Below are 22,780 nucleotides of genomic sequence, written 5' to 3'. Positions count from 1 at the left end.
ATTAAATGAAAAGAATGATAGTAGGCATCATGGTCGCATTAATTGGGATGTTTATCACTATTTTGGGTTTGTATATAACATCTGATTTAGATGATAATCGGATCTATCGTATGAGTGGCTATGGACTTGTGCTGATTGGAATATTAATTGCTCCTGATTATAAATCAAGAAAATAACATTTTTCTTCGTTATGATTAGGTAAATTGCCAGTAATAAATGAAAAGAGGAGGCAGGTACATAATTAAAGAAGTCATACAAAAAGACGAATAAATCTAAATCCAGTTAAGCTGAAAGAAACAAGTTCGTTCCATTGCACTGCAGACACTCGCTTTCGCCGGGGAGAAAGCTAAGCCTCCTTCAGCTACACCTCCTGCCTAGGTCTTAGCACTTCCTCTATTCTAAGTAGGGCCCTAGTGTCTTCCGCTCCATTCCACTAGTTCTTAAAAATAGGTATTTAAGCTAATAATAAACCCGAATTATTAGGTGCAATTTCATTCGCCTAATAGTTCGGGTTTTTATTTGTCATCTTCAATAGATTTTTTGATTTTGTCTACTATGACCCAGCCTCTTCTTTTCTAAAAATCAAATAATATTGTTCTACGCGTTGTGTCTTAAAATACATTTTTGCTTTTAATCTAATCCTTCTTCGAATCAATGAAGTTTAATATCTAAATGTTTCGCAAAAATATATATCACAAAAAATCAGGTTGAATCCAAATTTTTTTGAAATCTATTAAACCATATGAATTAAATTCCATTCCTTTTACATGAGATTGATAATTTAGTGTATTAGTTGAATGGTACAAAAAATGAAGAACTAAGTTTTCCTTTAAATAACCTTCGATTTTCAGTAATGCTCGATATCTTTCGTTTGTATCTTCACTTAGCTTAAAAAATACTAATTGGTTGTCAATATATTTCTTTATTTCTTTTGGTAAAAAAGGTCTGATAAAAGAGAACTCACTTTCGAAAAGCATTAATAAGCTTAACTCAGTGTCTTTACTTAATATAGATGAAAAAAGGATAATATCAGCATGACTATTTAACTGAAGCTTAGGAATTGCTTTAGGTGAAATGGGATTAATATTGATTGATAAACCAATGTAATTTGCTTGTTTTTTTATCCATGAAGCTGTTTCATGACCTTCGTTTAAATGAAAATAAAATAGTTGTAGGGTTTCACCAGAATAATGACTTTCCTTTAAAAAATTCTTAGCTCTTTCTATAGAGAAGTTCTTCGTTTTACTATTTTCACTAATCCTTGGTAGAAAACTATTCGCTATTGAGATACGATTGCCACCTAGTTCTTGTATCATTGTTGTAGGATTGACTAAGTTTATGAGTGATAGACGAAGATTTTTATCTAGAACTGGACCTTTCTTCACAGAATTAAAAATCAAAAATCTACTACCTAATAGTTGTTGGTGATGTGTTATGTCTTCTATCTTAGATTCAATAGCTGATGTTTGTAATTGTGAGATATTATTAGGTATCTGTTGTGAAAATTTATCCATCCAAATGTCTACTTGATCAATGAGTGCTCTTTCTTGGAAATAATGCTGAAACGCTTCTAATTGAATAAATAGCTGATCATGCTTTTTTACAAAAAAAGGACCTGTGCCATTTGGATTATCTTTATCATCATAAAGGTGGTGTAAAATAGAACATTGAAAAGACGAAATGACTCTTGGGAAAAAGTGATTTACTTCTGTTAGATGAAAACTAATAATATGGTCAGTTACGATTTCTACTTCCTTTATATCTTTTATTAAGGAATGAATAGTTGAACAGGGAGCATTAAGTAGTTTATTAAAAGTAAAAGCTATATCCTTTGATGTAAGAAAATCACCACTATGAAACTGCACTGACTTTCTTAAAAGGAAAGTCCACTTCCTTCCACCTTCCTTTGGTTGCCAATCATAAGCCAGTGAAGGCAACAGTTTTTCTTGCTTTTCATCGAATATAACAAGGGTATTGTATATTTGACTTATTAGATGTGCCTCTGAGTACAATTGCACATTTATGGGATCCAACGTTGATATTTCTTGTGGAATCAATAGTTTTATTCTGGTAGTAAGCTCTGAATCATTTCTTTCTATTTGTGGTCCTAGTGATTGATGTAGGAGACGGTAAATCTCATGTAGTCCGTTTTCTGATAAATATGAATTGGCAAAATTAATGACATCGATTACTTTATTTTCTGTTACCATTTCCTTTACATACAAGCTAGCAATATCTGTAAAGGCAAGAAAAAATGTAAGTGAAGACCGATTTCCTCTACCTTTTCCGGGAATCCATTCAAGATAATGCATGGAAACAAAATGTTTTATCAAGTAAATTGTATTTCTATCTGAAGTAGATAAAATACTTGATAGTTCTTTAGAAGTAACCTTAATTTCTTCGTTATTATCCTTCAAGAAAAACTCATTTCTTAATAACAATAAATACTCTATTTTTTTCATGGTTTTCTCCATTCAAATAAAAGGTGCAAAAACTATAAATTTTTTTCGCTTTTACTCATTTTATTTCAGTATTACATTTAATACAACGGCTCTTTGGTATTAAAACGATTTTATAGATCTTTAATTAGGGTGTTGATCCCATTGCTAAGAAGGAGTGATATCTGAAATATGATTGGAACAGAACGTTTATTTGCTAATAAATTCCTAATAAGGAGGTGAATTCATGCTAACACTTTTAAAGGATAAAGTTTATATACGCTATTGGTTAGCGGTTGTCGTTTCTTTCTTAGGAGATGCTATGACTTTAACTGCTGTGTTATTTTTAATTGGAACAACTACAGCTAGTCCATTTTTAATCAGCTTAGTGTTCGTAGCGCAATTGTTACCCGGTGTTATTCTTGGACCTTTTGTTGGACCGATCATTGATAAATTTTCAAGAGGATCGGTGATGGTCTATGCGGATATTTTCAGGTGTTTTATTGTATTTTGTATGATGGGTTTTATTGAAAGTCCAACTTTATTGATTATTCTTGTGTTTCTGCAGGGAGTCGGTACAGCTATCTTTGAACCTGCAAGGATGGCTTCTATCCCTACCATCGTAGGATTTCACCGTATACCTGAGGGCATTGCATTGTTTCAAACAACATTAGCTGTTATAAAGCTAGCAGGACCAATTATTGCTGGTGTCCTACTAGCTTTTCAATCTATAACAATCGTCTTATTTCTTGATGCTATCTCTTATATTGTTTCAGCAACATTAATCTTGAGCCTAACTGTTATTAGAAAGAAAGAAGTTTCCACTCATAAACATTCTTATGGAAAACAGTTACTCATAGGTGTTTCTGAAATGTTCAGAGTACCAATTTTGCTCTTTTTGATGATTTTATTATTACCAGTTTTAATTTCAGTAGGAATGTTTTTAACGAATTATAAAGCAGTACTTTTACAAGTATTTCAACTTACAAATATTGAGTTTGGATTAATGGAGGGTGTATATGCTTTTGGAACTGTAGTAGGGGCAATAGTTAGTTCTGTTTTAATAAAAAAATACACTCATTATAAATTTTTATATGCTTCAATTGGTGCTTTAGGTCTATGTAATATGTTCGTGTTCGTTGTTGAGAAAGTCTTCTTTTTAGATTTGCAAATATATTTTGGAATATTGATAGTTTGGTGCTTGTTCCTTGGACTTACCAATGCACTATTAATAATTCCGACTAGCACGATCTTCTTGCAGAATATACCTGAGATGATTAGGGGGAGAGGAACGGCAATCTTTTATTCCTTTTTTAATTTATATTTATTAACAGGAACACTAATAGGTGGGTTAGTTGGTACTAAATTAAATATCATTTTAACAATGGAAGCATCTGGTGCTATATTACTTTTGACAGCTATAACGTATCCGTTGTTCACAAGAAGTACTTTTATGAAAAAGATCCAAGCAAAACCTGCATATAATAGGTGAAAATAGCATTCTATTCATTAACGTTGACATTCTATGTTATAATTACTAACATGTGAATAAGTTTATTATTTTGTCGGAGATGATTAGGTGAATGCATTAGATATCATAACAGATTTGAGTAAAGTAAAGCCTTATTATCAGGCCATTTTTAGTGCAGACAGTCATATGGTTATAGGCTATGAAGTTTTGGGAAGAATTGAAACAAATAATGGAATAAAGAGTCTTGGAGCATTTTTCCATGATCCAACTGTACCTATAGAATTTAGTTTGCAAGTGGATGGATATATACAAACAGTAGCGTTAGAATATCTTTTAAAGCACAATGAGAAAACACTATTATTTATTAATGTTAATGTTAATCATATTTTAATAGATCAAGATGAGAGTCTCCTATCTAGATTGATCACATATCAAAAAAAGGGTTTAGATCTTTCTCAAATTGTCATAGAAGTGACTGAGCATAATGTTAAAGGGGTTATGCACAAGGTTGTAACTCTTTGTAAAAAGCTTAAATCGCTGGGTGTGAAAATTGCGATTGATGATGTAGGGATTGGGGCTAGCAATCTCGATCGAATAGCTTTGCTTGAACCAGATATTCTTAAAGTTGACATTCAGGCACTTAAAAATCATGAACATTCAACCTCATATGATGGTGTTTTATATTCATTAGCATTATTATCCCGTAAAATTGGTGCTGAATTGCTGTTTGAAGCAGTAGAAGATCGTGAGCAGTTTCACTATTCTTGGAAAAATAATGGTCGTTATTACCAGGGATATTTCTTAGCAAAACCAGATTCTTCGTTTTTAGAGAAAAAAACCTTTAAAGATCGCTTTAAAAAGGATATTTATAACTTCATCCAGTTAGAAAGGAAGAAATATCAATCTGAGTATCGTCTTGCTTATCATTTAAACTTTGAAGTAGAGAAAATAATTGAGGAATTACCAATGGAAGATGTATTTGATTTGGATAGTTGGACTATAAATGTTGCTAGAAAATTAGATTCCTTTTGTTTAAGAATATATATTACAGATGATCATGGCTATCAAATTTCTTCAAATGTAACGAAAAATAATGACGTTTGGATTCTAAACAATGATTATAAAGGAAGAAATTGGAGTTGGAGACCATTCTTTATTGAAAACTTAGTGCGAATGGACGAAGAATCAAAAGGTATTCTATCTGATACGTATAGTGATATTGAATCAGGTGAGGCTGTTCAGACCTTTTCTTACCCAATAACTGAAAATGCCTATCTTTTTATTGATATTCTTGTAAATGAATAAATTTCTTCATCCTAGGGTTTTAGTTAACTCTAGGATTTTTATTTTATTATAGCTAAAAGATAGTATTTTCCAAATAAGAAATAAGAGGTAAAATAACATATGAATATCTTCCTATTACCTTTTCACTGTTAGATAGCTTAAGATCAGGGGTTATTAAAGGATTTATCTTACAGGTTCAAAAAAGCTAATTTAATAATAGAATAAGAAATATTTCTGAGGTGCTAGTAATGAAACGTCATATAAAAATAATTGGTATTGGTACGTATGTACCAAAGAGAACAGTCCATTCCGACGAGATAGATCGCAAAATATCTGCTCCTAATGGTTGGTCCGAAAAAAAGTCAGGTGTAAAGAAACGGTATTTTATAGAAGAAGAAACAGCTTCATATATGGGGGCTCATGCAGCAATTAATGCATTAGATCAGGCAGGTCTAACATTATCTGATATTGATTGTATAATCAGTGCGAGTGGGACGGTTGAACAGGCAATTCCTTGTACTGCATCATTAATACAAAAACAGCTAGGTCTTGAGCAATCTGGTATTCCTTGTTTTGATGTAAACTCCACTTGCTTAAGCTTTGTAACTGCCATGGATTTAATCTCATTCCCAATTGAAGCAGAACAATATAAAAATGTATTACTAATCTCTTCTGAAATATCTTCTGTTGGTTTGGATTGGTCACAACAGGAAAGTAGTATTTTGTTTGGGGATGGTGCAGTTGCTGTTGTATTAACGAAATCCACTACTCAATCTGGAATAATTAGTTCACATATGGAAACGTATAGTGAAGGAGCACATTTGTCAGAAATAAGAGGAGGAGGAACTAAAATCCATCCGAGACTTTATGATGAAAATACAGCTGGGGATTTTCTTTTTGATATGAATGGCAGAGAGATCTTTAAATTGTCATATAAATATTTACCAGCTTTTTTAGAGCGTTTATTTAAAAATACAAGTTTATCAATGTCTGATATAAACCTTGTTATTCCTCATCAAGCGAGTGCATCCGCAATGAAGATCATTCGAAAAAAACTAGAAGTTCCAGAAGATCGATTTATGAATATTATTAAGAACTATGGGAACATGATTGCAGCGTCAATTCCGATGGCTTTATATGAAGCGGTAAAGCAAGATAAAATTAAAAGAGGAGATTATATCTTATTACTAGGAACGTCTGCTGGTTTATCTATTGGAGGAATAATTCTTGAGTATTGAATTATCAAAGACAAAAAAGGTATTAATTACAGGTGTGAGAGCTCCAGTAAGTCTTCATTTATGCAGAATGTTCAAGAAAGCAGGATATGAAGTATATGCAGCAGATAGTGTTTCATATGCAATATCGAAAAAGTCGAATAGTATTTTTGAATTCTACCTTTTACCGTCACCTAAATATAAAACGTTAGAATTTATTAAAGCATTGAAGAAAATTATTAAACAAAACAATATTGATCTACTGCTACCAACATGTGAGGAAATTTTTTATATAGCGCAATATCGAAAGGAGCTAAGTAAATATTGTGAAGTTTTTGTTGATGATATTCAAAAGCTACTAGTGCTACATAATAAATATAAGTGTATCAGTTTGCTCAAGAACCTAGGATACAAGGTTCCTGAAACATGGTTACTAACAAATAAAACGAAATTGAAAGATTTGGAAAATAAAGTAAATGGAGAATTAGTTGCAAAAAGGGTTTTTTCAAGGTTTGGTGATTCTGTTTTATTTATAAATTCTATTAACGAATTACCAGACGATGTTTCTTTTCATTCAACATGGCTTCTTCAAGAAAAGATAAAGGGAGAGCAATATTGTTCTTATTCAATAGCAAAGCAAGGGACACTTGTAGCACATACAGTTTATAAAACTGAATTTTCTGCTGGTATAGGTGCAACACTTTCTTTTGAACACCATGATAGAAATGATATTGAATTGTTAGTTGCTTCTATTGTAAAAAAGCTCCATTTTACTGGGCAGATATCATTTGATTTTATTATTGATGAATTTAACCGTGCAATTCCAATAGAATGTAATCCAAGAGCAACTAGTGGTTTACACTTATTAGATTATGAATTAACTGATGTTATTACAAACGAAAACAAACAATTGATATATCCCAAAAAGGATAGTAAGGAAGCAATAAAACTGGGCTTACTTCTATACGGAACAAAACAAATAAAATCTCTAAAAACATTTAAACGCTGGATGTATATTTTGATTTTCTACAAAGATATCACGTTTCGAAGTTATGATAAAATTCCTTTTTTTTATCAATTCGTTAGTATTTTCCGACTGTGGACAGAAAGTAGAAGAAATAAACAAAACATGCTTACACAATCAACAAGTGATATGAACTGGGATGGTGAAATTCTTTGAACGTTTTAGTAACAGGTGCTACCGGTTTTCTAGGTCAAAAATTAGCACTTCGACTTGTATCATTAGGCTATCATGTTACAGGAGTTGGTCGTAATTCTGATATTGGTAGATTTCTATCAACTAAGGGCATACATTTTAAAAAGGCAGCCTTAGAAAATAAAGAACAGATTCTTCAGCTATGCCAGAACCAACAAATTGTTTTCCACTGTGGTGCTCTTTCATCACCTTGGGGAAGATATAGAGATTTTTATTTAGCGAATGTTGAGGGAACCAAAAATGTGATTGAAGGTTGTAAACAGGCAAATGTAAAACGACTTATTCATGTCTCAACACCAAGTATTTCATTTTATTATGATGAAAGAGTAAATGTGAAGGAAACTGATTCCTTGCCAGAGAGGTTTGTGAATCATTATGCAAAAACAAAATATCTTGCAGAAATTGAAATTGACAAAGCATTTCAAGAAGGACTTCCAACAATTATCATTCGACCTCGGGCAATCTTTGGACCTGGTGATAACGCAATATTACCAAGGTTAATTAAGGTTTGCGAAAAAGGTATGTTTCCAAGGATCGGTAGTGGCAATGTAGAGATTGATTTAACGTATGTTGAAAATGTTGTCGATGCATTACTTTTATGTATGAATTCGAGTAATGAAACAATAGGACAAAAATACAATATAACAAATGGAGAACGAGTCAATTTATATACAATTTTAGAAGATGTAATGAAACAACTAGATAAGGAATTTACATATAAAGAGATTTCCTACAAAAAGGCGCTTCTTATTGCGCAATTGCTAGAATATAGCTCAAAGATTTTCCTAGGTGGAAAAGAACCAATTCTCACAAGATATACAGTTAGTGTGCTTTCCCAATCGCAAACACTAGACATTCAAAAAGCAAAAGAAGAATTAGGCTATAAACCAGCAGTAACAATAGAAGAAGGCACACAGGAATTTACCGAATGGTGGAAACAATATGCCAATTAATTCATTGAAAATATATGAGTGCGGATATTGTACTCATCCAGAGAAAGTCGTAAATCCGAAAAAATCTCTCAAAACAATCACATTTTCAGCTACTGCTGCATTATTAAAACATCCAGAAAAAGGATATATATTGTTTGATACAGGATATGCTTCATATTTTTTTCAAGAAACAAAAAAATTTCCTTATTCCATATATTCGAAATTAACACCTGTATACTTTGGGGAGCAACAGTCGTTAAAAAACCAATTGGAGTCAGATGGGATAAGTGCTGACGAAATTTCAACGGTTATCTTGTCGCATTTTCATGGCGATCATACAGCTGGCTTAAAGGATTTTCCTAAGGCAAATATCCTAACATTTAAAGAAGCGTATACAAATATCAGCGGATTAACAAACCTACAGGCTCTGATGAAGGGCTGTTTATTAGAGACATTACCAAAGGATATTGAAAAACGAATAAAGTACATTAATGATTGTGATTTAATTAAGTTAGACCATAGCTATGGACCTTTTTATGAGGGAAGAGATCTTTTTGGTGACTGCTCTGTGATTGCAATTGATTTAACTGGACATGCAATTGGACAATGTGGACTTTTTGTTCAGCTTCATAGTGGTAAAAGAGTATTACTTTGTGCTGATGCTATTTGGGTAAGTGAAGCATATGAAAATGCTATTTTTCCTCATAGAATTGCACATTTATTAATTGAAGATGTAAATTCTTATAAAAATAATGTATTGAAGCTTCATGAATTGTCAAAACAAGCACCAGAAATTGATATCTTACCTACTCATTGCAAAAAAACTGCGAATCTTGCAAAAGAAGGATATATTTATGAATAAAATAGAAATAATGAAGCATTATTTTAAAACAAAATATCTTAGAAAATTTAAGACGCGTAAACAATTAGAGCATTACCAAAAAATACAAATGAAAAAGCATATGGAGTTTGTTTTTAAGCATTCAGCTTTTTATAGGGAGTTTTATCAAGCTAAAATAACGCATTTTGATGGTAACCTGGAGCATCTTCCGATTATTTCCAAACGTGAAATGATGGAAAATTTCAATACATTAAATACAGCTAATATGAATAAAGATCAAGCCTATCAGCTTGCATTAGAAGCTGAAAAGACAAGGGATTTTTCGCCAAAGCTTAACGGAATTTCAATTGGTCTTTCATCAGGTACTAGTGGAAACAGGGGGATATTTCTTATCAGTGATAAAGAATCAGCAAAGTGGGTTGGAACGGTATTAGCAAAATTACTTCCAGGACATTTATTTGAGCGGCATAAAATAGCCTTTTTTTTAAGAGCAAATAATAATTTGTACTCATCAACAGAGAATGGAAGAATAACATTTCACTATTTTGATTTACTAGATGAATTTGCATCACATCAAGAAAAGCTAAATGATCTTCAACCTACAATAATCATAGGTCCTCCTTCTTTTTTAAGATTACTCGCAGAGTGGCAGGAGCAAAAAATAATTAATGTAACTCCTAGTAAAATTGTTTCAGTTGCAGAAGTGTTAGAGGATTTAGATAAATATTATATTGAAAATATATATAATCAAAAGCTTCATCAAGTTTATCAAAGTACAGAAGGATTTTTAGCGGCTACTTGTTCACATGGAACTCTTCATATGAATGAAGATATTGTCATGATACATAAAGAATATTTAGATGAAGCAAAAGGAATATTTGTACCGATAATATCTGATTTTACCAGAACGACACAGCCTATTATTAGATATCGCTTAAATGATATTTTAATTGAAAGCAAAACATCATGTCCATGCGGATCTCCTTATCTGGCTTTGGAAAGAATTGATGGTCGTTGTGATGATCTTTTTTGGGGGTTAAAAAATACAAGTTCTGATATATGTACTCTTTTTCCAGATTTTATTAGAAGAGCTATAATGTTTGCTTCAGATAAGATTGTTGAATATAAAGTAATACAAGTTGATATGCTGAACATCAATATTCAATTAAAAGTGAATGGACAACTAGAGGAAGTGAAAGAGGATGTGAGGGCAGAAATGGTCAAGCTTTGGAAATCATATGAATTAATTATACCCTCTTTTTCTTTTCTTACATATGATCTAAAACCTTCAGATAAGAAATTAAAGCGGATTGAAAGTCTTATAAAGGAAAATCATCATGATCAAAATGTATGATGAGCTCACAATGGATGAAATTGATTGGGAAAGTAAAAAAGATGGTAGCTTGATCAAACAATATTTCGAGCCGTTAATGAAAAATGGGATATCTAAATTCATTGAAAATGTTAAAGCTGATCTTTACTTAGTTGAGATAGATGATTTTATCCTTCCACTTTCAGTTAATGACACTGAGTTTACCAATTCATATGTAGCGTCACCTTTTACTCATTATATAAGCTATGCAAAGGAAGAGTTATGGGAGCTTTATAATAAACCCCTCGAAAGACTCTTAGGAGCTATTATTGATATTTTGGGTTTTGTTTTACAAAAAAGTAATATCAATAAAGTAGTTGTTGTGAATAATTGGTTTTTATCAACAAATTTATTAGAACCTTCTCTTTCCTTTGATCAATTGCAGAGGTTAACGCTCTTTTTAACGGAGAAATTTAAACAACATACAATTCTTTTTCGTTCTATAAACAATAGCTTACACCAAAACATAAGTAAGTTTCTGCAAGAAATAGGTTATCAAAATGTAATGTCACGCTCCATCTATTTATTTAATCAAAATCAAGAAAACCAGCTTTCTGCTAAACAAAAAAAACTACTCAAACAAGATGAAAAGTTAATTTTAAATAAAGACTATCAAGTGAAACAAGTAGCAGAAGTGGATATTGAAAGAATTCAAGAGCTTTATAATTCCTTATATATACAAAAATACTCTGCTAATAATCCTCAGTTTACATTGGACTTTTATCGAAATATCTATTTAAATCAATTATTTAGTTTTAAGCTTATCTGTAAAAATGACATTGTTTTAGGAATTGTTGGCATGTTAATCAGAGATAATGTATTAACAACACCTATTTTAGGATACGAATCAACAAGAGAGAAAAGCGATGGCTTATATAGGGTACTTTCGTTTCTTATTACTCAAGAAATTATGGATCACCATTATATAGGACATCGTAGTGCTGGTGCTGGTGAATTCAAAAGAAAACGTGGATCTGTTCAAGAAAATGAATACACTTATTTTTATCAAAAGCATTTATCTTTAAGCAAGAAGTTGTCGTGGAAGATCGTTAAATTTATAATGGATAAAATTGTAGAGCCTCTTGCGAAGAAAAAAGGGTTTTGATGTTGGGAAGAATATGTTGTAAAGGGGGTGGGATGTGATTGCAAAATAAATACTTGTTATTTTCTATTATTTTTATTGTTTTTGTTGGAGGATTTTTTCTTGGGATCTATTTCACAAAAGTTCCTGAAAAATTAGAAAATGAACAAAATCCAAGAAATTATATTATGACGAAAGAAGAACCTGAAATTGGTGGAACAAAGATTATTGGATATGTACAGGATTTTCGTGATCCATCAGTAATCAATTTAAAAGGGCTTACTCATGTTATCTTTTCATTCGCACATCCTACCAAAGATGGAAAGCTTCTGATGAATGGAGAAGCAGCAATGTCAAATTTGCAAATTATTAAAGAAAAGGTAGATCAAGATAACACTAAGGTATTTCTAGCAATAGGGGGCTGGTATCATATTCAGGGAGGTACGTCTTATGAATATTTTAAAGAGGCGATATCACGGGAATTCTCTCGCAAAAACCTGATCAGTGAAATAATGAGGATAACAAAGCAGCAGGATCTTGACGGCATTGATATCGATTTTGAGCATCCACGGACACAAAATGATTCAGAGGTATTGCTAGCGTTTATTCAGGAGTTAAGCAAGCAACTTCATAAAGATTCAAAGGAGCTTTCAATTGCGGTCTATTCAAAAGTAAATAGTGTAACAGGTGAAGAAGTTAAAAGTATTGTATATGATACAGAGATGTTTAAATATGTAGATCATGTAAATATTATGGCGTATGATGGGCAATGGGATGATCAATATGATGCAGCTTTTTTATCACCTTTCTCCTTCACGCAGGATATTGTAAATTATTGGACAAGTATGTTTGATTCTCTTGATATTCCAAGAAATAAGCTTGTTTTAGGTGTTCCTTTTTATGCACAGCCAGAGGAAGAAAATGAGGCTCAATTAGCTTACAACGAAATCATTCAACATAACATTAAAAATTCAGAACGAGATCGGGCGATTATTAATCAAGTTATTTATCATTATAATGGTATAAAAACGATACAAAGAAAAACCAAATTAGCTAGTGACAATGGCTTAGGTGGGATGATGATATGGGAAATTGGTCATGATGCTCCTGGAGATCAAAGTTTAATCAATGTGATAGCAGAGGTACACGCTAATAAGTAAAGGGTCTTTTCTATTTTAGGATCATATCATACAACTATTTTCTTGGAAGAATAATTAGTATAGTCTAAACAAGTTAAACTAAATACCTGAGGAGGATTGTAATGAAATCAATTATGCCGTTACAAAAACGTGAAATTACAAGTAGTCGTCTTATTTTAGGATGTATGGGCTTTGGTGGTGGGTGGAATTCAGATCCCATTACAAGTGAAGATATTCTTAAAGCAGAAAAAGCAATTGATGCAGCTCAAGCTATTGGGATTACTATGTTTGATCATGCAGATATCTATACAATGGGAAAAGCAGAAAAGGTTTTCGGTGATATACTAAAGCTTTCACCAACATTACGCGAAAATATAATTATCCAATCAAAATGTGGTATCCGCTTACAAGATGAAATAGGACCACAGCGATATGATTTTTCAAAAAATCATATATTATCATCTGTTGACGCTATTTTAAGTCGATTACATACAGAGTATATAGATATATTGCTTTTACATCGACCAGATCCACTAATTGAGCCAGAGATAGTAGCAGAAGCATTTGAAGAATTGAAAACTTCAGGAAAAGTTCGTCGCTTTGGAGTCTCCAATATGAATGCTGCACAAATAAAGTTAATTGAGTCATACACCTCTGAGCAAATGGTTGTGAATCAACTTGAAATGAGTTTAAAAAGAAATGATTTTGTGAAGCAAGGGATATTAGTGAATCAAAAAGCTGGTAACAGTGTAAACTTTGCAGATGGAATAATGGAGCTCAGTCGTATGGAGAATGTTCAGCTTCAGGCATGGTCGCCTTTAGCAAATGGTATGTATACTGGGCGCAAGCTGGATAACCTATCAGAAGCTGATCTAAAGACGATTGAATTAGTAGAGAAGATGGCTAATGAGAAAAATACGACGAAAGAAGCAATAGTTCTTGGTTGGTTAATGCGACATCCTGTATTCATTCAGCCTGTTATCGGGACGACAAATCCTGAACGTATATCCAATTGTGCTGAAGCAGTATATCAATCTGAAAAAATGACTCGTGAGGAATGGTATTCATTATTTACATCAGCTCGTGGACAAAAAATGCCGTAAATCTATAGTAAAATGGACAATGTGTAATGAAAAAGACAATGGGATTATTAAATCTCATTGTCTTTTTCATTATGATCACTTTCTTCTCTCATTCGTTCAACTTCTTCTGTCACACAAATTCTTGTAATTTGTTCATTTAGCATATGACTTATGTAATCTTCTTCTTCTATGCAGTTTTCTTCCTTTTTCATCTCAAAAACCCTTCTTTCTTAATAACTACGTTTAGTTTTTCTCATAATGAAAAGATTTATTAATCAAAATCATTATTTAATAATTGGCTATGTTAAAGGTTAATCCTGATTTTTAGCACTTTGTTGATTGGAGGTGAATACATGAGACTCCTGCATAGAGGAGCGTGTCAATGGTAGACCCCACAGGTGCTTGCGCCAAGGAGGCTCCCAGACCTAGGGAAAAAGGTACTTTTTTCCCGCGGAAAGCGGATGCCTGTAACGGAAATCAACAACAAAGTTTAACAGAGCCTAATAATTAAAAAGTTATTTCGAGAGGCGGTATAGAAAAGGAAAACCTGCTTAATTTATATAGGGGTTAGATTCATATTTTGACTCTAACCCTTAGTGGATATTTAGTGTTCCTGCTTGTGAATATATAGAACGTCTGCTAGCTCTTCCTCTGATGCTTCATAAAATTGTCTTCCATCAGGCATTTTATAAATATTATTAAGTAAAAGAGCATCGATGATCTTTACTTTTGATGTATTAATTAAATTTGAAACATTATACATATCATCACCTCTTATTTGTAAGCGTTTACAATATAATGATAAAGAATTTATTGGAAAATGTCAATGTAGATGATTTGAAACTATTGTCACATTTAACTTGAGCTCATGAGAAAGAAGTGATTTTTTGAACTAAGTATAATTTGTAGAATAACTTAGTGTATCTTAAAGGAAACAGCTGAGTTATAGTGAAAGGAACGAATATATTTATCCCAATATACGCTTAACTAAATTTCAAGAAAAAATTTTTCGGAAAAATTTTTAAAAAAAATAATTGAAAAAATTGCAGTGATTCCAATATATAATTCAATCAACCAAAGTTAATTTATATAAGAGAAGTTAAAATCATTCGTATTATCAAAAATTATATTTGTTCTATTAAATTTATTAATATTGATAACCAAATATTATTATTTAAAGGTAAGATCATTAAATAATCTATAATCATAATGTTTATAATTTTAGATAGGTGTTAAAATCTTTAATATATATTATAATGAATAAAGAGATTTGATATAAAAGGAGATTAATCATGGAAAAAAATGATCAAAATACATCAGAAAAAAAGAAGGTAAGTTTGCAAGAGCTTATGAAGCAACAGCTCGCTAATAAGAAGTCAGCTCAAGAAAATGGTAATCAATCAAAGAATAAAGGGCTAGGTGCTAATCAAAAAATGAAAAGCCAACAATCGAAAAAGCCTTCTAATACTCGAAGAAAAATGGGTAGTTAAGCTGAGCCTGAGTTGAATCCTATAGGATTCAACTCAGGTTTTTTTTGAATTTTTTATAGTTTCACTGTTGATTCCTTCACAAAGTTAAATGTCTTTGTAGAAATAAATAAGATAACGGAACATTTTAAAAAAAACAAGGAATTTCATTTCTGGGCTAGAAATAAACATATATAGAGCTTAAGTTAAAATATTATGTAACCGCTTTCTTGGTAAGGGAGGAATGAGTATGTACTTAACAATCGGTGAATTATTTGAACAAACAGTGTTGAAATTCGGTAACAAATTAGCTCTAGTAGATCGTACTAGAAATGTTCGTTGGACTTATAATCAGTGGAATGAGCAGGTAAATAAACTTGCCAATGCTTTATCTTCTGCAGGAGTTAGGAAAGGTGATAGGGTATCAACATTGTTATTTAATACGTATGAACTAGCTACAGTGTATTTTGCGACTGCAAAAATTGGGGCAATTCTTAATCCAATTAATTTTCGTTTAAAAGCTGAAGAAATAGCTTATATTTTAAAAGATGCTGCACCTAAGATTATTATGTTCGAGAAGGCTCTTGAAGACGAGATAACAAAAATTCATGCACAATTTCCAAATATGACTTTTTGGTCAATTGATGAACCAATCCCTTCCTATGCATCTAGCTATCATGAAATTACCCGGCTTGCTTTACCTACTAATCCTACCTCTTTAGATCTGTCTGAAAATGAAACCTATGCTATTATGTATACTAGTGGAACAACGGGTCGTCCTAAAGGCGTGATGCATCGACATCGTGATATGGTTGAACAAAGTTTAATTTGTATAAGTTCAATAGGTATTAAAACTGAAGTTATAGGACTAGTAACTGCGCCTATGTTTCATTGTGCTGAACTTCATTGTAGTTTTTTACCGCGTGTTCATGCTGGTGCTACAAATGTAATTATCCATCATTTTGATCCGAACAAAGTTCTTGAAGAAATAAAAGAGGAACGGATAACAATGTTATTTGCTGCACCTACTATGTGGAATATGCTACTTGAAGAAAAGCTTGATGATTATGATATATCTTCATTAAAGATAGGTTTATACGGAGCTGCCCCAATGGCGCCAATTTTGGTTAATGCATGTAAAGAGAGGTTAGGAATAGACCTTGTACAAGCATACGGTATGACAGAGATGGGACCGGCAATAACGTTTTTAGGCAAAGAAGAGCAGCTTACAAAAGCTGGATCAGCTGGAAGAGCTTGTTTTAATCACGAAATTCGAATTGTTAAACCGAATGATAATGGACCATCAGAGCCAGAGGATATGCTACCAGCAGGTGAAGTTGGAGAAATTATAGTAAAAGGTCCTTGCATGATGATTGGGTATTTTAATAGAAAAGAAGCAACTGAAAAAGCATTATATAAAGGCTGGTATCATTCTGGTGATTTAGGTTATGTAGATCATGATGGATATTTATATGTCGCAGATCGTGTTGATGATATGGTTATAAGTGGTGGAGAAAATATCTATCCACGTGAAGTAGAGGATTTCCTCTATGAGCATGATGGAGTCTTAGATGTGGCTGTTCTTGGAGAGCCTGATGAACTTTGGGGTGAGCGTGTAATTGCAATTGTGGTGAAAAAGCAACAAAATGTAACTGCTGAGGAGCTTGAACTGTTTTGTGAAAATTCTGAGAAACTTGCTCCTTATAAAAGACCAAGACGATATATCTTTGTAGAAGAATTACCGCGAAATGCAAGTGGTAAGATACAGAAGTTTTTGTTACGTGAGCATTTACAGCATGAAGAAATTAAAAAACTTTAAATTTTATAAATGCGCCCTGAAGGTCTAATTTACTTAGAGAAAACAACAGTATTTTTCTTATTCTGAAGAAATTAATTAAGAGCCTTCATTAACAATAGAAGGCTCCATATTTTAAAAGGCTATGTTAAAGCTTAATGTTGATTTTTTAGCACTTAGTTGATTGTAGGTGAATATATGAGACTCCTGCATAGAGAAGCGTGTTGCGTGCTTGTGCCGGGAGGCTCCGGGAAAGCGAATGCTGTAACGGAAATCAACAACAAAGTTTAACAGAGCCATTTTAAGTATTATTCAATGTATTTTATTTCTTCTTTTTAAATGCTTTATCAGTTACATTTTTAAATACTCTTGAAGAACTATCAACGGTTTGACCTATCACATTATTACCTGTGTCAGAAATTTTTTTAACAATTCTTCCTGAAGAGTCAACAGTTTTTCCTACGAGACCACCTTCACCAGAAACTGATTTCACAATTTTTCCTGAAGTATCTACAGTGTTATGAACAAAATCATTAGCTTCTTTTGCAACACCTTTAATTAATCCAGTATTTCTTTCTTCCTTACTATTCGACATTTAAAAAACCTCCTTTTAAACTAAACCTCCTTTTAAACTAAACCACCTTTAAGACTATGTAGGACAACTTTGTAATTATGTATTGGAAAATGAAGTTGTTAAAAAAATGGGGATTTCTGATACAAATAAGATAAGACAAGATTACCAGAGGAGAATTATTAAATAGTATTATAAAAATGATATATGATAAATATATTCAATCTGTAAAATACTATCTAATGTGCTATAGTTAATAAGCCTTTGTCAAAATAAGAATTAAAATAGAAAAGAGATGTGATCAGCTTGCCAGATTTTTTACAATTGGGAATTCAAAAAAAAATTAATCATACATTAAAGTCTTTAGGACTTATAAATCCTACACCTATTCAAGAAAAGACAATTCCTCTTGTGCTTGAGGGAAGAGATGTAATTGCTCAAGCACAAACTGGAACTGGTAAGACACTTGCATTTGTTCTTCCAATACTAGAGAGAATTGATGTAGAGAGCTCAGAGGTTCAAGCGTTAATCTTAACCCCTACACGTGAATTGGCACAACAGATATCGAAAGAAACGAAGAAAATGATTGAAAACCTTGAAGGTGTGAATGTACTCGCTGTATATGGTGGGCAAGATGTCGAGCAACAGCTAAAAAAACTAAAAGGCTCACAGCACATAGTTGTTGCAACACCTGGGAGATTACTCGATCATATTAGACGTGGAACGATTGATCTTTCAACTGTAAGAATGTTTGTGTTAGATGAAGCAGATCAAATGTTACATATGGGCTTTTTACCTGAAGTCGAGAATATTATTTATGAAACACTTTCATCAAGACAAACTATGTTATTTTCAGCTACGATGCAAAGTGAAATACGTGCATTAGCTAAGAAATATATGAACAATCCAGAAACAATTCAAATACAAGCAAAGAAAGTAACTGTTGAAGAAATTAACCAAATTGTCATTGAAACAACAGATAGAAGAAAGCAAGATACGTTGATTCATCTATTAAAAGAGCAACGACCATTTCTAGGGATTATTTTTTGTAGAACTAAAATTAGAGCTAAAAAGCTTCAAGAGGCACTCATTGCAAATGGATTTGAGTCAGATGAATTACACGGTGACTTAACACAAGCAAAAAGAGAGAAAGCAATGAAACGATTTCGTGACGCAAAAATTCAATTTTTAGTTGCGACAGATGTAGCTGCTAGAGGTTTAGATGTTGAAGGAGTAACACATGTATTTAACTATGATATCCCTCATGATGTGGAAAGCTATGTTCATCGAATTGGACGAACAGGCCGTGCAGGTGGAGAGGGTGTTGCGTATACATTAGTCGCTCCTAAAGATGTTGAATTTCTTCAAATGATTGAAAAAGGCATAAATCAATCATTAGAAAAGCAGGTAATCAAAGGAGTTAGTGTACCTGATCGTGAGGATTATGCTCAAGAACGAAAAACCGAAATAAAAAAATCCAGACGTCCTAATCCTGCTGGAAGAAGTAATGGTAGTAGAAGTAGCAATAGAAGAAATAAAGAAGGAAGAAACACATCTTCAAGAAATAAACAAACAGAAGGTAATCAAAATCGAAACGGTCGAACTTCATCGGGTAGAGATAATAGAAGAGGTAGATAATTCCAGTTAAAAAGATAGCCCCAAATTAAAGTACCAACACAATGACTTAATAAGATGTGATGAACAAATATAATCACGTCTTACTAGGTTGTTTTTTGTTGATTGGTACTCTTTGGGGTATTAATTTTATTTACCTAAGTCTTTTTTTGTTATTTCGCTTCTTATATTAATCTCTTTAGAAATTTCCGCATCCTTCTTTTTATTATTTGGATATTTGTTTTTACGTTCTCTATTATCGTTTTTATTCGTCATTGGTGGATTTTCCTCCCTTCATTTTTCTCATAGATATTGTGCACAATTATAAAAAAAATATTTTATTTTCATTGTTGGTGTATGAGAATGTCGAGATTGGTAATTTAATTTACTATAGCAATAGTCACCTTACCATTTTTTAACAACATTACAAACTAACTTATTGCTCATACTAAATCTAGAATCTTTAACTAGGAGAGAAATTATGGACAAAAAGTTATTTGTATTTATTAACAAAATGGCAGGGAAAAGTGAACTTTTAGATAAATTAATGATCTACGCATCAAATGAAATGAGATACATTTATCCTATAGCCTTCATTTTCATTTTAATTTATCAGCCAAAGAGGACAAGACGAAATTTTCTTTTTACATCTGCATTTATTATGCTGTTGAATTATTGTGTGATTTTCCTTGTGAAGAAAATAAAGTATCGACCAAGGCCATTTATTACTCGGCAGGCAAACGTTTTACTCTCTTCGAAGCTTGATTCTTCATACTTGAGCAAACATACGTTATTTGCATTTTCTATTTCAACATTGATTTATATGATTAATAAAGTATTAGGCAAATACCTGTTTATTTTATCGATGTTTATGGGGCTATCACGTGTTTGGGTAGGTGTACATTATCCATTAGATGCTGTTAGAGGTGGAATATTGGGTAGTTTGTGTAGTCTTGTTATGAAGCTAATTTTTATTAAATAGCTTTATAAAAAAAGTATGTTCATTTATTCATTCATTCAATCGACTACTAGGGGACGATTTACTAAGTCTTAAATCTAGCTAGGGTCTTACCTTAGCTAGATTTAACTAAAAACATACTGGATTTTCGCACATTCTTTTACATTTCGAGTTGAAAAACAGGCTTTAATATTCATGTAGAATATATATTGATTTTCGTATATACTTACTGAAAAATAAGGAAAAAGAGTGGGTTTCACCAGGTATAATGGCGAAAAAAAGGGATTAATAGTAATCACTAATAGAAAAGAAGTTGTTCCGAGTCAATTTGCCTTTGCAAAGTATTATGGGTTGAATAGCCAAAAAGTGTTTAAACTTCTGGTTAAAATGATCAATATTTGCATAGAAGTAGCCAAATAGATTGATTCTATAGGAAATCATTTAAGTGATCTTGCTTTTGATATAGTGGTTGATAAAGATTTCAATGTGACTATGAAGCGGAGATAATGGAAAAAAATTTGACCAAAAAGATGTGATTATTCCTTTGTGTAATATGCTTAAAGCCTAGCTGGATTTTAGTTTTGGTAAATATAAGAGAGAGCAAATAGGTTTTGCTCTCTTAGAATGATCAAAAACATAATCTTTTTGCCAAATTAATTTGTATACATTGTCGTAAATTAAAGGCAATCCTAAATTTTATTATTGGTGGGATTCATTTTTTTTTTTTTTGAATAATAGTGCTCTTTTTTTCATTGATTTAGTTAAAAAGCCACCTTTAAATGAACGTATTTCATATGACATTAAGAATGCTTTTTCCTCGTATCTATCAATGATTTCTAAAAGTTCATCTTCTCTAGAACGTTTTGCAACAATATCAAGACGATATCGAGGAGTATTAATTCCTTCTCCTACGAATACAGTTACACCAAACCCTGCCGTGCGTAAAGCATTTACTAAATCCATATTTTTCTCAAGGATATTTGCTTGATACGTGATGTATCCAATGGCTAATTTTCGTTCAAGGGCTCCTCCGAGTAGTAAACCAACGCTAAAACCTACGATATAAGAAACGATATTATACATATTTGAGAGGTCCTGAAAAACAAAAATTAGACTCACAATATAAATGATTCCCTCAAAGAGACCAACACCTGCTGCTGATTTTGTTTGATTTTTAACAAGAAGGATCGTTCGAATCGTTAAAACTGGGACATAAATTAATTGCAAAATAAAAATGAGTAAAGCTTGTAGAAGCATCTTAAAAATTCCTTTCTAATAATTAATACGGAAATCATAACATATTTTTGAGTAAATCAAATTAGAAAATGATTATATATGAAAAGTTTTTTAGTCAATATTAGACGATAATAAATGAAAAAGCTGCTGGGATAGCAGTTAGAAAAGTAAAATATGCCCTAATAATTATGTTGCATCAACATTTGTCAGCCAATTCTTTGTTAAATAACCAACACACAATTTTTGTACTTTGTATGAGAAAGATATGTAACTTATATAATCATCACTTTTTTATAATCCATACATATATTTGAAAATAGAGAAGTGAAAAGGGAGGAAAGTGGAAAATAAGTTGATCTCATGTTAATCAGTATATGTTTTGTCGAGAATAGGTATTCATAGGGACTTATAAAAGGAGTGATACCAATGGCTTTCAATATTTGGAAAAATGATAATGGAAATGTAATCCATACAGATTATATCGAAAATATAAAAATATTAGAAGGTATGATAAAGGATTTACAGCAAAGATTAAACAAGTATGAAAATTTGATTGACAATATGAATAACAATATACTTCGAACAGAGGAAAAAGGTTTTATGAGTAAAAAACAAATAACAGATATCTATGAGAGAATTCAAACTCATTTTGAGAAAGAGGAGGATAATACAAGTAAAATTTTACAATTAGAAAATGAACTTAAAATATACTATGATGAAATAATTGGATATCGAAATGAAATTAAAGAATTAGAAAGAGGAAAAGAAGACGTTGAAATATCAGCTAAAGATGATGTTAAATCAAAGGGAAATGAGAAGAAAAGAAGAAATATAGAGTTTGCAAATAAAAACCAGTTTATTCAACAAAATGGAACTACCTTTCATGATACAATTCAACGAGTTACACCACCAGATAAATTAGTAAAGAAAAGCAGTAAAAAAAGAAAAGTAAAGCAATCATCGAAATCACAGTTTAAATCAAGTTCTGAGTTAATAAATAAGTATTATCCAAAAGGGCAAGCACCTACTAATATGACTGCTTTTAATCCACTTAGATATTCTTGAAAAAG

22 protein-coding genes are annotated in these 22,780 nt (G+C 31.9%); 16 read left to right on the top strand and 6 right to left on the bottom strand.

Features of this window, described 5'->3' with window-relative positions:
* The first annotated feature begins 5 nt into the window (after positions 1-5).
* Entirely contained in the window at positions 6-176 is a 171-nt protein-coding gene (locus JOC75_RS05610; RefSeq protein ID WP_204953087.1) for a hypothetical protein, read from the top strand.
* A gap of 516 nt (positions 177-692) precedes the next feature.
* Here JOC75_RS05610 and JOC75_RS05605 read toward each other — a convergent pair.
* Positions 693-2,462, bottom strand: coding sequence for an ABC transporter substrate-binding protein (locus JOC75_RS05605; RefSeq protein WP_204953086.1), 1,770 nt, complete (start codon positions 2,460-2,462; stop codon positions 693-695).
* Positions 2,463-2,685: 223 nt separating this feature from the next.
* Between JOC75_RS05605 and JOC75_RS05600 the strand changes: the two genes are divergently transcribed.
* From JOC75_RS05600 to JOC75_RS05555, 10 genes are all read left to right on the top strand, one after another.
* A complete protein-coding gene (locus JOC75_RS05600) occupies positions 2,686-3,930 on the top strand; it encodes an MFS transporter (protein WP_204953085.1) in 1,245 nt (414 codons plus the stop codon).
* Positions 3,931-4,017: 87 nt separating this feature from the next.
* A complete protein-coding gene (locus JOC75_RS05595; RefSeq protein WP_204953084.1) occupies positions 4,018-5,214 on the top strand; it encodes an EAL-associated domain-containing protein in 1,197 nt (398 codons plus the stop codon).
* Between the two features lie 227 nt (positions 5,215-5,441).
* Complete coding sequence (locus JOC75_RS05590) at positions 5,442-6,431, top strand: beta-ketoacyl-ACP synthase III (protein ID WP_204953083.1); 990 nt, start codon at positions 5,442-5,444, stop codon at positions 6,429-6,431.
* Entirely contained in the window at positions 6,421-7,587 is a 1,167-nt protein-coding gene (locus JOC75_RS05585; RefSeq protein ID WP_239589293.1) for an ATP-grasp domain-containing protein, read from the top strand. Before JOC75_RS05590 ends, JOC75_RS05585 begins: the two co-directional genes overlap by 11 nt.
* The gene (locus JOC75_RS05580) at positions 7,584-8,576 is read left to right on the top strand and encodes an NAD-dependent epimerase/dehydratase family protein (protein WP_204953082.1); all 993 of its coding nucleotides are present in this window, start codon (positions 7,584-7,586) and stop codon (positions 8,574-8,576) included. The genes JOC75_RS05585 and JOC75_RS05580 overlap by 4 nt, the downstream gene beginning before the upstream one ends.
* Positions 8,566-9,417 carry an MBL fold metallo-hydrolase gene (locus JOC75_RS05575; RefSeq protein WP_204953081.1) on the top strand — a complete coding sequence of 284 codons (852 nt, stop codon included), beginning with the start codon at positions 8,566-8,568 and terminating at the stop codon, positions 9,415-9,417. Before JOC75_RS05580 ends, JOC75_RS05575 begins: the two co-directional genes overlap by 11 nt.
* Positions 9,410-10,750: a F390 synthetase-related protein gene (locus JOC75_RS05570; RefSeq protein WP_204953080.1), complete on the top strand. Its 1,341-nt coding sequence runs from the start codon at positions 9,410-9,412 to the stop codon at positions 10,748-10,750. Before JOC75_RS05575 ends, JOC75_RS05570 begins: the two co-directional genes overlap by 8 nt.
* Complete coding sequence (locus tag JOC75_RS05565) at positions 10,734-11,873, top strand: hypothetical protein (RefSeq protein ID WP_204953079.1); 1,140 nt, start codon at positions 10,734-10,736, stop codon at positions 11,871-11,873. The genes JOC75_RS05570 and JOC75_RS05565 overlap by 17 nt, the downstream gene beginning before the upstream one ends.
* Before the next feature lie 38 nt (positions 11,874-11,911).
* Complete coding sequence (locus JOC75_RS05560) at positions 11,912-13,009, top strand: glycoside hydrolase family 18 protein (RefSeq protein WP_204953078.1); 1,098 nt, start codon at positions 11,912-11,914, stop codon at positions 13,007-13,009.
* A 101-nt stretch (positions 13,010-13,110) separates the two neighbouring features.
* Positions 13,111-14,091: an aldo/keto reductase gene (locus JOC75_RS05555; protein ID WP_204953077.1), complete on the top strand. Its 981-nt coding sequence runs from the start codon at positions 13,111-13,113 to the stop codon at positions 14,089-14,091.
* Positions 14,092-14,138: 47 nt separating this feature from the next.
* On the opposite strand, the gene JOC75_RS05550 is transcribed toward JOC75_RS05555, so the two are convergent.
* Together JOC75_RS05550 and JOC75_RS05545 are read right to left on the bottom strand one after the other, a co-directional pair.
* Complete coding sequence (locus JOC75_RS05550) at positions 14,139-14,282, bottom strand: hypothetical protein (protein WP_204953076.1); 144 nt, start codon at positions 14,280-14,282, stop codon at positions 14,139-14,141.
* A 392-nt stretch (positions 14,283-14,674) separates the two neighbouring features.
* The gene (locus JOC75_RS05545) at positions 14,675-14,833 is read right to left on the bottom strand and encodes a Fur-regulated basic protein FbpA (protein ID WP_204953075.1); all 159 of its coding nucleotides are present in this window, start codon (positions 14,831-14,833) and stop codon (positions 14,675-14,677) included.
* Positions 14,834-15,362: 529 nt separating this feature from the next.
* On the opposite strand from JOC75_RS05545, the gene JOC75_RS05540 reads away from it, so the two are divergent.
* Positions 15,363-15,560 carry a hypothetical protein gene (locus tag JOC75_RS05540; RefSeq protein WP_146946574.1) on the top strand — a complete coding sequence of 66 codons (198 nt, stop codon included), beginning with the start codon at positions 15,363-15,365 and terminating at the stop codon, positions 15,558-15,560.
* A gap of 226 nt (positions 15,561-15,786) precedes the next feature.
* Positions 15,787-17,355, top strand: coding sequence for a fatty acid--CoA ligase (locus tag JOC75_RS05535; protein ID WP_204953074.1), 1,569 nt, complete (start codon positions 15,787-15,789; stop codon positions 17,353-17,355).
* A gap of 298 nt (positions 17,356-17,653) precedes the next feature.
* Here the strand turns inward: JOC75_RS05535 and JOC75_RS05530 are convergent, their stop codons facing one another.
* Positions 17,654-17,926 carry a hypothetical protein gene (locus JOC75_RS05530; protein WP_204953073.1) on the bottom strand — a complete coding sequence of 91 codons (273 nt, stop codon included), beginning with the start codon at positions 17,924-17,926 and terminating at the stop codon, positions 17,654-17,656.
* Between the two features lie 282 nt (positions 17,927-18,208).
* On the opposite strand from JOC75_RS05530, the gene JOC75_RS05525 reads away from it, so the two are divergent.
* Positions 18,209-19,540, top strand: coding sequence for a DEAD/DEAH box helicase (locus JOC75_RS05525; RefSeq protein ID WP_204953072.1), 1,332 nt, complete (start codon positions 18,209-18,211; stop codon positions 19,538-19,540).
* Positions 19,541-19,666: 126 nt separating this feature from the next.
* Here JOC75_RS05525 and JOC75_RS24185 read toward each other — a convergent pair whose 3' ends face one another.
* Entirely contained in the window at positions 19,667-19,792 is a 126-nt protein-coding gene (locus JOC75_RS24185) for a hypothetical protein (RefSeq protein WP_275580252.1), read from the bottom strand.
* Positions 19,793-19,997: 205 nt separating this feature from the next.
* On the opposite strand from JOC75_RS24185, the gene JOC75_RS05520 reads away from it, so the two are divergent.
* Positions 19,998-20,498, top strand: coding sequence for a phosphatase PAP2 family protein (locus JOC75_RS05520; protein ID WP_204953071.1), 501 nt, complete (start codon positions 19,998-20,000; stop codon positions 20,496-20,498).
* A gap of 675 nt (positions 20,499-21,173) precedes the next feature.
* Here the strand turns inward: JOC75_RS05520 and JOC75_RS05515 are convergent.
* A complete protein-coding gene (locus JOC75_RS05515) occupies positions 21,174-21,731 on the bottom strand; it encodes a DUF2179 domain-containing protein (RefSeq protein ID WP_204953070.1) in 558 nt (185 codons plus the stop codon).
* Positions 21,732-22,136: 405 nt separating this feature from the next.
* Between JOC75_RS05515 and JOC75_RS05510 the strand changes: the two genes are divergently transcribed.
* Complete coding sequence (locus JOC75_RS05510; RefSeq protein ID WP_204953069.1) at positions 22,137-22,775, top strand: hypothetical protein; 639 nt, start codon at positions 22,137-22,139, stop codon at positions 22,773-22,775.
* Positions 22,776-22,780: the final 5 nt, after the last annotated feature.

The sequence above is a fragment of the Metabacillus crassostreae genome (genome assembly GCF_016908395.1).
GTDB classification, from domain to species: domain Bacteria; phylum Bacillota; class Bacilli; order Bacillales; family Bacillaceae; genus Metabacillus; species Metabacillus crassostreae.
This window is presented reverse-complemented; position numbering and strand designations above follow the sequence as displayed.